Source organism: Klebsiella sp. CN_Kp113 (assembly GCF_040064585.1).
Classification (GTDB): Bacteria; Pseudomonadota; Gammaproteobacteria; order Enterobacterales; family Enterobacteriaceae; genus Klebsiella; species Klebsiella michiganensis.
This window is the reverse complement of record NZ_JBEAID010000017.1, coordinates 173,024-186,817: the sequence shown is the minus strand read 5'-3', so window position 1 is coordinate 186,817 and position 13,794 is coordinate 173,024. Positions and strand designations below refer to the sequence as shown.

The 13,794-nt window shown below is 60.5% G+C and carries 13 protein-coding genes; 5 read left to right on the top strand and 8 right to left on the bottom strand.

All coding sequences use genetic code 11. The annotated features are described in order from the left end of the window. The first annotated feature begins 52 nt into the window (after positions 1–52). The 3 genes from ABLV30_RS09270 (at position 53) to ABLV30_RS09260 (ending at position 2,006) form a co-directional block, all read left to right on the top strand. Positions 53–1,141 carry an oxidoreductase gene (locus tag ABLV30_RS09270; protein WP_014228365.1) on the top strand — a complete coding sequence of 363 codons (1,089 nt, stop codon included), beginning with the start codon at positions 53–55 and terminating at the stop codon, positions 1,139–1,141. Positions 1,142–1,327: 186 nt separating this feature from the next. Further along, the gene (locus ABLV30_RS09265) at positions 1,328–1,621 is read left to right on the top strand and encodes a type II toxin-antitoxin system RelE/ParE family toxin (protein WP_257195208.1); all 294 of its coding nucleotides are present in this window, start codon (positions 1,328–1,330) and stop codon (positions 1,619–1,621) included. Beyond that, on the top strand, positions 1,602–2,006 hold the full coding sequence (locus ABLV30_RS09260; protein WP_257195211.1) for a helix-turn-helix domain-containing protein: 405 nt from the start codon (positions 1,602–1,604) through the stop codon (positions 2,004–2,006). The genes ABLV30_RS09265 and ABLV30_RS09260 overlap by 20 nt, the downstream gene beginning before the upstream one ends. Here ABLV30_RS09260 and ABLV30_RS09255 read toward each other — a convergent pair. From ABLV30_RS09255 to entC, 7 genes are all read right to left on the bottom strand, one after another. Next, positions 2,003–2,200 carry a YbdD/YjiX family protein gene (locus ABLV30_RS09255; RefSeq protein ID WP_004100083.1) on the bottom strand — a complete coding sequence of 66 codons (198 nt, stop codon included), beginning with the start codon at positions 2,198–2,200 and terminating at the stop codon, positions 2,003–2,005. The genes ABLV30_RS09260 and ABLV30_RS09255 overlap by 4 nt on opposite strands. Before the next feature lie 55 nt (positions 2,201–2,255). Continuing rightward, positions 2,256–4,361 (bottom strand): pyruvate/proton symporter CstA, encoded by a 2,106-nt coding sequence (gene cstA / locus ABLV30_RS09250; protein WP_025108508.1) that lies wholly within the window; start codon positions 4,359–4,361, stop codon positions 2,256–2,258. Positions 4,362–4,868: 507 nt separating this feature from the next. Further along, positions 4,869–5,282, bottom strand: a complete 414-nt coding sequence (gene entH / locus ABLV30_RS09245; RefSeq protein ID WP_004848685.1) for a proofreading thioesterase EntH — start codon at positions 5,280–5,282, stop codon at positions 4,869–4,871. Next, positions 5,283–6,038, bottom strand: a complete 756-nt coding sequence (entA, locus tag ABLV30_RS09240; RefSeq protein WP_265801522.1) for a 2,3-dihydro-2,3-dihydroxybenzoate dehydrogenase EntA — start codon at positions 6,036–6,038, stop codon at positions 5,283–5,285. After that, entirely contained in the window at positions 6,038–6,889 is an 852-nt protein-coding gene (gene entB, locus ABLV30_RS09235) for an enterobactin biosynthesis bifunctional isochorismatase/aryl carrier protein EntB (RefSeq protein WP_265801524.1), read from the bottom strand. The genes entA and entB overlap by 1 nt, the downstream gene beginning before the upstream one ends. A 13-nt stretch (positions 6,890–6,902) precedes the next feature. After that, positions 6,903–8,510 carry a (2,3-dihydroxybenzoyl)adenylate synthase EntE gene (gene entE, locus ABLV30_RS09230; protein ID WP_025108238.1) on the bottom strand — a complete coding sequence of 536 codons (1,608 nt, stop codon included), beginning with the start codon at positions 8,508–8,510 and terminating at the stop codon, positions 6,903–6,905. 9 nt (positions 8,511–8,519) lie between these two features. After that, positions 8,520–9,695, bottom strand: coding sequence for an isochorismate synthase EntC (gene entC, locus ABLV30_RS09225; protein WP_025108239.1), 1,176 nt, complete (start codon positions 9,693–9,695; stop codon positions 8,520–8,522). A 187-nt stretch (positions 9,696–9,882) separates the two neighbouring features. Between entC and fepB the strand changes: the two genes are divergently transcribed. After that, positions 9,883–10,842 carry a Fe2+-enterobactin ABC transporter substrate-binding protein gene (fepB, locus tag ABLV30_RS09220; RefSeq protein ID WP_049081060.1) on the top strand — a complete coding sequence of 320 codons (960 nt, stop codon included), beginning with the start codon at positions 9,883–9,885 and terminating at the stop codon, positions 10,840–10,842. A gap of 229 nt (positions 10,843–11,071) precedes the next feature. After that, a complete protein-coding gene (locus ABLV30_RS09215; protein WP_341799788.1) occupies positions 11,072–13,195 on the top strand; it encodes a glycosyl hydrolase family 18 protein in 2,124 nt (707 codons plus the stop codon). A 301-nt stretch (positions 13,196–13,496) separates the two neighbouring features. Here the strand turns inward: ABLV30_RS09215 and ABLV30_RS09210 are convergent, their stop codons facing one another. Continuing rightward, a complete protein-coding gene (locus ABLV30_RS09210; protein WP_265801595.1) occupies positions 13,497–13,703 on the bottom strand; it encodes a hypothetical protein in 207 nt (68 codons plus the stop codon). Between the last annotated feature and the right edge of the window lie 91 nt (positions 13,704–13,794).

Here is a 13,794-nt window from a genome sequence, read left to right as displayed (position 1 = left end):
CGGATGTCCAGACATAACATCGGGTTAGCGAAACAGCACAAGGACAGCATTGATGAGTCACAGCGATATCCGCGTGGTCCCCGGCCCCGCCAACTACTATTCCCATCCCGGCAGCCTTGCCCGGCTGCAGGATTTTTACAGCGAAGAACAGCTTTCACGCGCGGTGTGGGTTTACGGCGAGCGGGCTATCGCGGGCGCGCAGGCTTTCCTGCCGGCAGCGTTTAACGCGCCTGGCGCCAAAAAAATATTATTTAAAGGCCACTGCAGCGAAAGCGACGTCAGCGAGCTGGCCCGCGCATCCGGCGACGATCGATCGGTGGTGATTGGCGTGGGCGGCGGCGCGCTGCTCGATACCGCGAAGGCGCTGGCCCGTCGCCTCGGCCTGCCGGTGGTGGCCATCCCCACCATCGCCGCCACCTGCGCGGCGTGGACACCGCTGTCGGTGTGGTATAACGATGCCGGTCAGGCGCTGCAGTTTGAAATCTTCGACGACGCCAACTTCCTGGTCCTGGTGGAGCCGCACATTATTCTTAACGCGCCGGCGGAATATCTGCTGGCGGGCATCGGCGATACGCTGGCGAAATGGTATGAAGCGGTGGTGCTGGCTCCGCAGCCGGAGACGCTGCCGCTCACCGTGCGCCTGGGTATCAACGGCGCGCTGGCGATCCGCGATGTGCTGCTGGAAAGCAGCGAAACCGCGCTGGCCGACCAGCAGCGCGGCGAGCTGACCCAGGCGTTTCGCGACGTGGTGGATGCGGTTATCGCCGGCGGCGGTATGGTCGGCGGGCTGGGCGAGCGCTATACCCGCGTCGCCGCCGCCCACGCGGTGCACAACGGGCTGACGGTACTGCCGCAGACCGAGAAGTATCTTCATGGGACCAAAGTCGCCTACGGCATTCTGGTCCAGAGCGCCCTGCTCGGCCAGGACGACGTGCTGGCGCAGCTGGTGCAGGCGTACCGGCGCTTTAATCTGCCGACTACGCTGGCGGCGCTGGAGGTGGACATCAACAACCGCGAACAGCTGGATAAGGTGATTGCCCATACCCTGCGCCCGGTGGAGTCCATCCATTTTCTGCCGGTTGAACTGAACGCCGAAACCCTGCGCGCGGCGTTTGAGAAGGTCGAACGTTTCGCCGGTTAATCCCCCGTTTTATTCGCCTCTGCCGCCCGGTGGAGGCGCTTTCGAGCCGCCTCGCAAAGCCGATGTTTCTGCCTTCGCCAGAAGACGATTCTGCGTTAGGGTACCCTCATAAGAAAATAACAAACTTATCTTATAAACTTATTATTTTCTTATGTTCAACTGAGGTGTACAGTGGAGGTACATAGCATGCTCATCTGGTCAAAAGTGGCAAAAAAGGCACTGGCAAATACCGATTATCGCTATCAGCAGCGAATCAAAAGCAGGCTAGCTGATTTAGGTGACCGTACGGCTCCTCGGCCCGATGTCAGAAAGTTATCTAAACCAGAGAATCATTACCGTCTTCGGGTAGGGGATTATCGGGTCATTTTCACACGTCAGGGGCTGACGCTGAGCGACCTGTTTATCGTGTCCGTTAAGCGCAGAACCTCAACAACCTATTTGCATGAGGAGAATATGCCATATGTCTGTTCAGATAATTAAGGATGATGAAGGGAAAGCGCAGTACGCGGTGATCCCCTACGACGAATACTTCCAGATGTGTTTGCAGCTAGCCGAGCTGGATGATGAAACGGAAGCCGATCTTGAAGATATTCCGGTAGAACACGATATCTACGACAACGTGATGCTGCCGGGTGACGTCTGCGACATCATGGATAAAGAGAAAGTCAGCCTGCAGGCGGCCTGGCGCATTTTGCGCGGCCTGTCGCAGCAGGAGGTGGCCAATAAGCTCGGGATTAGCCAGTCGGCGGTATCCCAGCTAGAAGCTATCGATTCCCGCCCGCAAAAGCGCACCCGCGAAAAGCTGGCGGCAATATACGGCTGCACCCAGGAGCAGATCAGCCTGTATCTGCCGAAAGAGGGTTAACAGCACTTCGCGCCGCCTTTACCGCCGTAGCGCGCGTCCTGACGCTCGCGAAAAAACTCTTCATAGGTCATCGGCGTTTGTTCCGGATGGGTCACGCGGATGTGCTCCACGTAGTTGTCGTAATCCGGGACGCCGATCATCATTTTCGCCGCCTGGCCTAAATATTTTCCGGCTTTCGAAAGGGTATCAAACATTTTCAACTCCCATCATCGCCCCCCTTCTCGCAAAAGAGGGCGATAACGTCATGGCTTAGTGGGCGCGTTTCGCCTGGGTCACCAGGCTATCAGCATCAGCAGGCATCGCCTGGTAAGGGGTCTCTTTCGCCGTCGGTTTGTCCTCTTTCAGCGCCGCCAGCGCGGTCTTAATCGAGAACAGCGCCAGCACGACCACCACCACCATAAAGAAGATGGTCAGCCCGGCATCCAGACGGTTGTTAAACACCAGCTGCGCCAGCTGCGACTCGGTGTACTGCGGCGGAATATTGCCGCTGTCAATCATCGCCTGGAACTTGTTGGCAATCGCCAGGAAGCCCACTTTGGTATCGGTGCTGAACGACTTCTGCCAGCCCGCGGTCAGCGTACAGATCAGCAGCCAGGAGGTCGGCAGCAGCGCGACCCAGGCATAGCGCTGGCGCTTCATCTTAAACAGTACCACCGCGCAGAGCATCAGCGCCATCCCCGCCAGCATCTGGTTGGCAATACCAAACAGCGGCCACAGCGTGTTGATGCCGCCAAGCGGGTCAACCACGCCCTGATGCAGAAAGTAGCCCCACGCCAGCACGCACAGCGCCGTGGCGAGAAGGTTCGCCGGCAGCGAGCTGGTTTGCTTCAGGCCCGGGCTGATCACCCCGAGCAGATCCTGCAGCATAAAGCGCGCCGCGCGCGTGCCGGCATCCACCGCGGTCAGGATAAACAGCGCCTCGAACAGAATCGCGAAGTGATACCAGAAGGAGACGTCCATCAGGCCGCCCAGCGAACCGTGCAGAATATAGGCCATGCCCACCGCCAGCGTCGGCGCGCCGCCCGCACGGGAGATAATCGACTGTTCCCCCACTTCGTTCGCAATCTGATTAAGCGTATCCGGGGTTACGGTAAAGCCCCAGCTGCTCACCACCTGCGCCGCCGACGCTACCACATCGGTCACGCCCGCCGGGGCCAGCACCGCCATTGGGCTGTTCATCGCGAAGTAGACGCCCGGGTCGATAATACAGGCCGCCACCAGCGCCATAATCGCCACGAAGGACTCCATCAGCATGCCGCCGTAGCCGATAAAGCAGGCCTGGCCTTCATTAGCCAGCATCTTCGGCGTCGTGCCGGAGGCAATCAGGGCATGGAAGCCGGAAACCGCGCCGCAGGCGATGGTGATAAACAGGAACGGGAACAGGCTGCCGCTCCATACCGGGCCGGTGCCATCGATAAATTTGGTCAGCGCCGGCATCGTCAGCGTCGGGCGCATAATCAGAATACCAATCGCCAGACCGACAATGGTGCCGATTTTCAGGAAGGTGGAGAGGTAGTCGCGAGGCGCCAACAGCAGCCAGACCGGCAGCACCGCGGCGATAAACCCGTAGCCCACCAGAATCCAGGTGAGCTGTACGCCGGTGTAGTCAAACCACGGCGCCCAGGTCGGGCTTTCCGCCACCCAGCCGCCGGAAATGATAGCGAACACCAGCATCACCAGGCCAATCACCGACACCTCGCCAATGCGCCCGGGGCGCAGATAGCGAATATAGATCCCCATGAAAATCGCCAGCGGGATGGTAAAGGCCACGGTGTAAGTCCCCCACGGGCTGTGGGTCAGCGCTTTCACCACGATCATCGCCAGTACCGCGAGGATAATCACCATGATCATAAAGCAGGCTACCAGCGCCAGTACGCCGGCGGTCGGGCCCATCTCCTCTTTCACCAGCTCGCCGAGCGAACGTCCGTCGCGACGGGTGGAGACGAACAGCACCATAAAGTCCTGTACCGCTCCGGCCAGCACCACGCCCGCGAGGATCCAGATCATTCCCGGCAGATAGCCCATCTGCGCCGCCAGCACCGGACCAACCAGCGGCCCCGCGCCGGCAATGGCCGCAAAATGGTGACCGAACAGCACTTTCTTATCGGTTGGAACGTAGTCGAGGCCGTCGTTGTGACGCACCGCCGGAGTCATGCGCGTCGGGTCGACCGCCAGCACGTTTTTAGCGATATACAGGCCGTAAAAGCGATAGGCGATCAGATAGACGCAGACTGCCGCGACGACAATCCACAGCGCGTTAATCTGTTCACCCCGGTTTAGCGCGATATAGCCCAGGGCAAAGGCTCCGATAACGGAGAGCAGTGTCCAGATGAGGTATTTCCCTGAATTATTCATCATTGTGTTCCACAGGTAGGGTAATCAGGATGTTACAAGTTGTTTCTAGAACACAATGGAAGTTTTAACAACTTTGAAACGTTGCAGATGTCGCCTGACGGCAAGGATTTATCTCACATTGCAAGCGAGATCACTTCTGGCAGGAAAATGGATGAAAACGGGGAGGGATAATCTGTCACTGCATCGCATCCTGTTTCCCCGGAGGCGGCGCTTGACGCGCCTGTCCGGGCTACCGGTCCGCAGACGACGGTGAACCCGTAGCCCGGTCAGCGCAGCGCGACCCGGGAAGAAGCCGCACCGATACATTCATCCCGGCGTATCCCCGGGTTGCGGCGTAAACGCCTTACCCGGGCTACCGGTCCGCAGACGATGGTGAACCCGTAGCCCGGGTAAGCGCAGCGCGACCGGGGAAGCACACCGCAGATGACGGTGAGTTGTCCGGAACCACAGACGGCGCGTTACCCGTAGCCCGGGTAAGCGCAGCGCGACCCGGGAACAAGCTATGCCTCAGCCGAGGACCGCCGTGCCCAGACGGCAGGTGCAGCAGCGTCGTCCCCGCTCGTCGAACACCGCAATTTCCCAGCTCTGGCCCTGACGCCCCAGGTGCAGCGCCCGGCATTCGCCGCGGACTTTGCCGCTGGAGACCGCCCGGTGATGGGTGGCGTTGAGCTCGGTCCCCACTACGCACTGCCCCTCTTCGGTCATCAGCCACCCGGCCATCGAGCCCAGGGTTTCCGCCAGCGCCGCGGAGGCGCCGCCGTGCAGCAGCCCGAACGGCTGATGGGTTCGCGCGTCGACCGGCATTTCCGCTTCCAGCACGCCCTCCTCAAGCCGGGTATAAACGATGCCCAGATGCGCGACCATCGTATTGACGCTGGTCGCGTTAAGTTCATCCAGCGTCAGCTGACGTTTCCAGGCCATTTATGCCCCCAGCGTCGAGCCGCCGTCCACCACGATATCCTGCAGCGTGATATGGCTGGCGTGGTCGGAGGCGAGGAACAGAATGGTATTGGCAATCTCCTGCGGGCTGGCGATTTTGCCCAGCGGAATGCCCAGCTTAAACTGCTCGCCGAAGCCGCGAATGCGCTGCTGCTCAGCGTCATCGCTCACCCACAGCGTCCGCTGCATATCGGTATCGGTAGAGCCAGGAGAAACCAGATTACAGCGTACGCCGCTGCCCGCCAGCTCCAGCCCGACGGTCAGCGCCAGGCTCTTCAGCGCCGCCTTTGATGCGCCGTAGGCGCTCATGCCAATGCGCGGCGTATGCGCAGCGTCGGACGCCACGGTCACAATCGCCCCGCCTTTTTGGCGGCGGAACTGCCCCATCGTCTGCTGGAACAGGTTAAACGCCCCGCCAACGTTAACGGCAAAGGTCTGCTGCCAGTCTTCCTGGCTCAGCGCATCGGTCGCCCCCATCCGCAAAATACCGGCGGCATTGACCAGCACATCCAGCCGCGCGATCCCTGCCAGCAGGCGGCCGCACGTCTGCGCCACCTGCTGCGCGTCGGCAACGTCCAGCGTCTCGGTGGCGAACGGATAGCTTTCGCCGTCGAACGCCAAATCAAACCCGGTTACCTGCGCGCCGGCCTCAACGAACGCCAGGGCGGTGGCGTAGCCGATCCCCTTGCCCGCGCCGGTGATCCACACGGTCCGGCCGTGAAAATCGAGCCCGTTCATTATTTCACCTCGCGGGCAAGCAGCGCCCACCAGGCATCAATGGTCGGATTTTTCGCCAGCACCACGAAGTCGATATCGCCGTGCACTTTACGCCAGCGGGCGGCGAGCGCCATCATGCGTACCGAATCCAGGCCGTAGTCGATCAGGTTTTCGTCATCCATCGGTTCGTCGGATTCATCCAGCAGCGGCAGCACCAGCGCCCGCAGCGCCGCTTTCGATGCCGGCAGCGGCAGCAGCTCTTCGGTCATCACCACTCGACCGGAGCGACCCGCCACGTAGTTGAGCGCCATCAGGTGCTCCTCGCGGCTGAAATCGGCCAGCGCGTCGGCAACGAAGAACGGCTTAATATCGCGCATAAACGCATCGGTCGCGGTGGTCATGCAGCCGATATGGGCATACACGCCGGTGATGATTAGCTGGTCGCGCCCCGCCTCTTTCAGCATCTCCTCCAGCGGCGAGCGATGAAACGCGCTGTAGCGCCACTTCACCAGCACGGTGTCGTTGTCGTCCGGCGCAAGCGCGGCAATCACCTGCTGCTGTTCCGGCGAACGGGTCAGGCCCGGCCCCCACATGTCGTTCAGCAGCGCGCGGTCTTCATCGCTCTGCTCTTTCGGCTGGGCGGTGTAAAAAACCGGAATATGGTTCTGTTTGCAGAACTCGCGCAGGGCGGCGATGTTGGCCACCACTTTCTCCATCATCGCGCTGTTTTCGCCCCAGAAGTTAAGGAAATACTCCTGCATATCGTGGATCAACAGCGCGGCACGGGACGGCTCAAATGCCCAGTTCACTTTGTTCGCCGGGATATCGCTGGCTTCCGGCAGCGCGTAAGCCTGTAATTTTGGGATTGCCATTCTGTCTTCTCCTTCAGCCCAGCTTGCGTTCAGCCAGCCACTGACGTAATTGTTTTTTATCGACTTTGCCCACCGGCGTCAGCGGCAGCGCATCAACGCACTCCACGCGGTCCGGCAGTTTAAATTCTGCGACCCCTTGTTCCCGCAGGAAGCGGCGTACCGCCACCGCGCGCAGAGGCTCTTTTACCACCAGATATGCGCAGCTCTTTTCCCCCAGCAGGCTATCTTCCATGCTGACCAGCGCGACGTGGATCACCGCCGGATGGCGCAGCAGCAGGTTTTCGATCTCTTCCGCCGCGATCTTCTCGCCGCCGCGGTTGATCTGATCTTTTTCCCGCCCCTGCACGGTGATATAGCCATCTTCATCGATCGAGATCAGATCGCCAGAGCAGTAGAAACCATCGGCATCAAAGGCCTCGGCATTATGCTGCGGGCTCTTGTAGTACCCGCGGAAGGTATAAGGGCCACGGGTCATCAGGCGCCCGACTTCGCCGCGCGGCAGCGGATTACCCTGCGCATCGGCCACCCACACTTCGTCATCAGGACACATCGGGCAGCCCTGGGTATTGATAATGCGCTCGGGGCTGTCGTTGAGGCGGGTATAGTTCACCAGCCCCTCCGCCATGCCGAAGACCTGCTGGAGCTGACAGCCGATTTCCGCCGGAATACGCGCGGCGAGGGTCGCGGACAGGCGCGCCCCACCTACCTGCAGCAGCCGCAGCGACTGCAGACGGGCATTGCTGCCGGACTCATGGATCTCCTGTAACCACAGGCTTACCGCCGGCGGAACCAGCGAGGTCAGGTTAATCTGGTGCTTTTCGATCAGCGGGAAGCAGAGGGTGGCGCTCGGGTCGTGCGCCAGCACCACCACGCCGCCGGCGAGGAAGACGCCGAGTGAACCCGGCGAGCTCATCGCGTAGTTGTGGGCGGCGGGAAGCGCGTTCAGATAGCGCGTTTCGGCGCTTACGCCGCACAGCTGGTTGCTGCGGCGAATGCTGTATTCGTAGTCGTTATGAGTACGCGGAATGAGCTTCGGCGTACCGGTGCTGCCGCCGGAGAGCTGGAAAAAGGCCACTTCGTCAGCGGGCGTCGGATGCGCGACGAAATTATCGTCAGGCCGCGCGATGGCCGCCGCCAGGCTGCGTTCGCCGCCGTCGTTCAGCAGCAGGGCCACGCGTACCGACGCATGCTGGGCGACAAAAGCGTTAAGAAAATCATCATCGGCAAACAGCGCGTGTTCGCGGTCGGCAATCAGCAAAGCGGGTTCAATCTGCGCGGCGTAGGCGTTCAGCTCGCTACGCTGGTGGCTGAACAGCGCGTTGACCGGCGCAACGCCGATACGCAGCAGCGCGAAGAAGGTGATATAAAATTCCGCAACGTTGCCCAGCTGCACCAGCGCCGTTTCGCCGCGCTTCAGGCCCTGACGCTGCAGCGAGGAGGCGAGGTTATCCACCAGGCGGTTGAATTCACGGTAGCTGTAGCTTTTGTCGCCGTCGATAATCGCGGGAGCGTCGTTTTCCGCATGACGGGTAATCAGATGGGTTAGCGGCAGATCCTGCCAGTAACCTTTTTGCCGATAGCGGGCCGCAAACTCTTCCGGCCAGCGGGTAAATTCGATCATCATAGTCCCTTATTGCAAGCCGAATACGTTCAGCATGGTGGTCAGTTTGACGCCGGTTTCGCGCCACTCGCCTAGCGGCGAAGAGGCCGGGACGATACCTGCGCCAGCAAATAGCCGCAGGGTGCGCTGCTGCAGGCGCGCGCAGCGGATGGTCACCACCCACTCGCCGTTGCCTTCATCATCGCACCAGCCGACGATGCCGCCGAACAGCTGACGGTCGAACGGCTCCAGTTCGTTAATCAGGCGTTTCGCCGCCTGATGCGGGAAGCCGCTCAGCGCCGGCGTCGGGTGCAGCAGGCAGGCCAGCGACATGGCGTTCTCATTTGCCAGCGCGGTGCCCTGAATCTGCGTCGCCAGATGCCACAGGGTCGGCGTGGTGATCAGCTGCGGAGAGTCCGGCAGGGAGAGTTCGCTGCTGCGCGGCGCTAATACGGCCTTCATCGCCTGGGTCACCAGCTCATGTTCGTGGCGGTCTTTTTCCGATGCCAGCAGCCTGTGCCCCGCTTCGCGGTCCAGCACATCGTCCGGCTGGCGACGGGCCGAACCGGCCAGCGGCAGAGAGCTGAAATGCGCGCCTTCTTTACGCAGCAGCAGCTCCGGGCTGGCGCCCAGCAGCACGCCGCCGTCCGAGAGCGGCACGTGGAAGTTATAGCTGGCCGGATTCTGGGCGATCAGGCGCTCGAGCAGCGCCCCGCTATCCACCCGTTCGCGGGTGGTGATATCAATCAGGCGCGAGAGGACCACTTTGTCCACTTCCGGCGTCGCGGTGAGGGCCGCCGCGCGCGCCACCATTGCCATGAAGGTGTCCTGTTCGGGGATCTCCCGGCGCTGCACCACGTCCATCGGCTGCTGCCCGGACGCATAGCGCGCGGAGTGCTGCTTTTCAGTGCGGGAGAACGCTGTCCAGCTCGCGGGGATAAACAGCTCGGAAGGCTCGCTGGTATCGAACGGAATGGCGCCGACCATCACCGGCTTTGCGATCCCGGCAGCCCGCGCCGCTTTAAACGAGGCCGCTATTTTTTGCTGAAACTCCCCGTCCGGATTATCGCCGTCGGCGGCCGGATGAGAGAATCGGCTAAAGCAGCCAGCGGTGGTGAAGCTGCGGTACGGCGACATAAAGAAGAAGCTTTCCGGCGGCAGAGTCATTTTTTTCTCCCGTACTTCCTCAGCCAAAGACGTTTCCATATCATCCTCCAAAAACGATAAAGATATTACGAATAATTATCATTTATATTTTGGTTGGGTAACCTAAAAGGTATTGCGCGCTATGTCAACCGTACAGGTAGCATGTTGTGCGACTTAAGCTTGCATCGACGCCGCTCACAGCTGAAAATGAGAAGCATTTATCACTACTTAACCAGGATGCGAATACGTGAATTTCTCCACCTTTTGCCGCCGTACCCTCCTCGCCAGCGGCCTGGCGATTTTCGGAATTAGCTCAGCGCTGGCGGCAGACTGGCCGCGTCAGATAACCGACAGCCGGGGACCCCATACGCTGGAAAGCCAGCCGCTGCGCATTGTTTCCACCAGCGTGACGCTGACCGGCTCGCTGCTGGCGATTGACGCGCCGGTGGTGGCCAGCGGGGCCACGACGCCCAATAACCGCGTCGCCGACGGTCAGGGATTTTTACGCCAGTGGAGCGATGTGGCGAAAGCGCGCAAGCTGTCGCGCCTCTATATTGGCGAACCGAGCGCTGAGGCCGTCGCGGCGCAAATGCCGGATCTCATTCTGATTAGCGCCACCGGCGGCGATTCGGCGATGATGCTCTACGACCAGCTTTCCACCATCGCCCCGACGCTTATCATTAACTACGATGATAAAAGCTGGCAGGCCCTGCTGACCCAACTGGGGGAGATTACCGGCCACGAAAAACAGGCGGCGGAGAGAATCGCGGAGTTTGATAAAAAGCTGGCGGCGCTGAAAGAGAAAATGAAGCTGCCGCCGCAGCCGGTCACCGCGCTGGTCTACACCGCCGCGGCCCATAGCGCCAATATCTGGACCAAAGAATCCGCTCAGGGACAGCTGCTCGAGCAGCTGGGCTTTACCCTCGCCGACCTGCCCGGCGGGCTGCATGCCAGCCAGAGCCAGGGAAAACGGCATGATATCGTGCAGCTGGGCGGGGAAAACTTAGCCGCCGGACTTAACGGCCAGAGCCTGTTCCTGTTTGCCGGCGACCAAAAGGACGCCGACGCGATTAACGCCAACCCGCTGCTGGCGCATCTGCCCGCCGTTGAAGGCAAACGCGTTTATCCGCTGGGGACGGAAACCTTCCGCCTGGATTACTACAGCGCCGTACTGGTGCTGCAGCGCTTAGCGACCCTCTTTGCGTAAGCCACGCTTCCCGGCGCCGGTCGCCGGGATCTCATCGCGCCTCATTTCATATATCATCGCGTTGTTATAACAGGCTTTTTCACCGTTTAACGCCCTATCACCCTCATCGCCCATCAGCCGAAATATCATCGTTTCAGGTGTTAATTTGTGATTAGCCCCGGCCGCCGCGTTGCCCGATTATCTGCCCCACACCGCTTGAGGTGGTCATTCAACACAGAAGGAAATTAACGTGGCAACGAGCAAATTGATTAAGGGCGATACGCTGACCGAAACCAGCAACGCCGCAGACGGCTTTAACCCGGCAACAGAAGTGAGCGCATACAGCTATACCTCCGCTCGCGTCGCTAAACCGGTCTATAACAAATACAAAGCCTCCACCACCAAACCCAAAGTCTTCGGCTACTACACCGACTGGTCACAGTATGATGGTCGTCTGCAGGGCGATAATTCAAAAGATAACCGCGGTCGCGGCTACGACCTGGCCAACGTTTCTCCTACCGCCTACGACAAAATCATCGTCGGTTTCGTCGGCGTGACCGGCTTCCACAAAGTGGACAACCTGTGGCGCGACGTGGTTGCCGAAGGTGCCGATCAGTGCGGAAAAGTGAAGTACGAGCCCACCTTCCTCGACCCGTGGGGCGACTTCCAGTCTTACGTTAACGTTGGCCACACCGTCAGCGGCTGGGATGTCGATCCGAAGACCGTGACCCAGAGTAATACTAAAGGCCTGCTCGGCGGCCTGCGCGATCTGCAGGCCAAAGCGAAGCAGCAGGGCCACGACCTGGTGCTGTCCATGAGCATCGGCGGCTGGAGCATGAGCAACGGTTTCCATGAAACCGCCGCGTCTGACGCCGCGCGTAAGGTCTTTGCCAAAGGCGTGGTAAAACTGTTCAAACAGTTCCCGATGTTCAGCGAAGTGGATATCGACTGGGAATATCCGAACGCCGAAGGCGCTGGCAACCCGTACGGCCCGGAAGACGGCGAGAACTACGCCCTGCTGATTGGCGAACTGCGTAAGCAGCTGGACGCCGCAGGCCTGAGCAACGTCAAAATCTCCATTGCCAGCTCGGCGGTGGTCAAGACGCTCGGCTACTCCAACGTCAATGCGCTGCTGAAAGCGGGCCTGTACGGTATCAACGTCATGACCTATGACTTCTTCGGTACCCCGTGGGCGGAGAGCGTGACCCACCACACCAACCTGAAGGCGCTGGAAGAAGGCGGCTGGGGGGTGGATACCGTTGTCGGCCATCTGCTGTCCGAAGGCTTCCCGGCAGAGCGCATCAACATTGGTTACGCTGCCTACACCCGTAACGGGCGCAACGCGGAGCTGGAATCCCTGTCCCCGCTGAAAGGCACCTATAGCCCGGGCACCGGCACCACCGTCGGCTCCTTCGAATCGGGTACCACCGAATGGTACGACATCATTTATAACTACCTGGATCTGGAAAACCAGAAAGGCCGTAACGGCTTCAACGTCTACACCGACAAGGTTGCCGACGCGGACTACCTCTACAACCCTGACAGCAAACTGTTCATGTCCCTGGATACGCCGCGCACGGTGAAAGCCAAGGGCGAATACGCCGCCAGCCTCGGCCTGGGCGCGCTGTTCACCTGGACAATCGACCAGGACAACGGCGTGCTGGTTAACGCCGCCCGTGAAGGTCTGGGCTATGAAATGGCGTCTGAAGTTATCGATATGGAGCCGTTCTATTTCGAAGGCATCAACGTCGACCCGGCGGATGAACCGGCTGAACCGGAGGAAGAGGAGGAGGAGGAGGATACCGTCCAGCCTGAACCGTCGGTAAACCATGCGCCGAAAGCCGCTATCGAACTGATGGTGGTAGGCGGCTCCCGCGTGCGCCTTTCCGGCGAAAAATCTTCTGATGAAGATAACGACGAGTTGACCTTTAGCTGGGGCGTGCCCGCGGCGATCAACGTCGCCGATAAAACCGCGGCGGTCATTGAGTTCGATGTGCCGAAAGTGGCTGAGGATACCGAGTACACCTTCACCCTGTTCGTGCGCGATACCTGGGGTGAACCGTCAACGCAGCAGCGCTTTGTGCTCTCCGTCGTCGCCGCGACTCAGACCGATGATACCGAGGACGAGCCGGCTGACGACCAGGATCGCACCGATGATACGCCTCAACCGGCAGATGATGATGCTGTTCCTTCTGACGAAACCACGCCTTACCCGCTGTGGAATGCCAGCACCGTCTATGGCAGCAACTGGGGCAGCTTTGAAATCGTGAGCTGGAAAGGCCATAACTACCAGGTGAAATGGTGGTCTCAGAGCAACCAGCCGGATCTGAACTGCGGTCAGTTCCAGGTCTGGAGCGATCTCGGCGCGTACTAAGCGTAAATCGTCACTGACGAGTGATAGCCAGCCCCGGTGCAATCCGGGGCTTTTTATTATCGCTCTTTTCGGTTTTCCCGGTGGCGCTACCGGGCAACTGCAGGTCGGTAGCCTGGGTTGCTCCGGGATGAATGCATCGGTGCCGCTTCTTCCCGGGTTGCGCTGCGCTTACCCGGGCTACGAGTCTACCGCCGTCTGCGGGCCGGTAGCCCGGGTCAGGCGTTTACACCGCAACCCGGGAATGCGTCGGGATAAATACATCGGTGCGGCTTCTTCCCGGGTCGCGCTGCGCTTACCCGGGCTACGGGTCCACCGCCGTCTGCGGGCCGGTAGCCCGGGTCAGGCGTTTACGCCGCAACCCGGGAATGTACGGGGATAAATACATCGGTGCGGCCTCTTCCCGGCTGCGCTGCGCCGACCCGGGCCAGGAGTCCACCGCCGTCTGCGGGTCGGTAGCCCGGGTCAGGCGTTTACGCCGCAACCCGGGAATGTGCGGGGATAAATGCATCGGTGCGGCTTCTTCCCGGGTTGCGCTGCGCTTACCCGGGCCAGGAGTCCACCGCCGTCTGCGGGCCGGTAGCCCGGACAGGCGCAGCGCG

What these genes read in the sequence shown, in the direction of transcription:
- ABLV30_RS09260 (WP_257195211.1), top strand. Translation starts at nt 1,602, where the DNA reads ATGTCTGTTCAGATAATTAAGGATGATGAAGGGAAAGCGCAGTACGCG.
- entB (WP_265801524.1), bottom strand. Translation starts at nt 6,889, where the DNA reads ATGGCAATCCCAAAATTACAGGCTTACGCGCTGCCGGAAGCCAGCGAT.
- ABLV30_RS09270 (WP_014228365.1), top strand. Translation starts at nt 53, where the DNA reads ATGAGTCACAGCGATATCCGCGTGGTCCCCGGCCCCGCCAACTACTAT.
- ABLV30_RS09255 (WP_004100083.1), bottom strand. Translation starts at nt 2,200, where the DNA reads ATGTTTGATACCCTTTCGAAAGCCGGAAAATATTTAGGCCAGGCGGCG.
- ABLV30_RS09265 (WP_257195208.1), top strand. Translation starts at nt 1,328, where the DNA reads ATGCTCATCTGGTCAAAAGTGGCAAAAAAGGCACTGGCAAATACCGAT.
- entH (WP_004848685.1), bottom strand. Translation starts at nt 5,282, where the DNA reads ATGGCCTGGAAACGTCAGCTGACGCTGGATGAACTTAACGCGACCAGC.
- entE (WP_025108238.1), bottom strand. Translation starts at nt 8,510, where the DNA reads ATGATCGAATTTACCCGCTGGCCGGAAGAGTTTGCGGCCCGCTATCGG.
- entC (WP_025108239.1), bottom strand. Translation starts at nt 9,695, where the DNA reads ATGGAAACGTCTTTGGCTGAGGAAGTACGGGAGAAAAAAATGACTCTG.
- entA (WP_265801522.1), bottom strand. Translation starts at nt 6,038, where the DNA reads ATGAACGGGCTCGATTTTCACGGCCGGACCGTGTGGATCACCGGCGCG.
- ABLV30_RS09210 (WP_265801595.1), bottom strand. Translation starts at nt 13,703, where the DNA reads ATGCATTTATCCCCGCACATTCCCGGGTTGCGGCGTAAACGCCTGACC.
- cstA (WP_025108508.1), bottom strand. Translation starts at nt 4,361, where the DNA reads ATGAATAATTCAGGGAAATACCTCATCTGGACACTGCTCTCCGTTATC.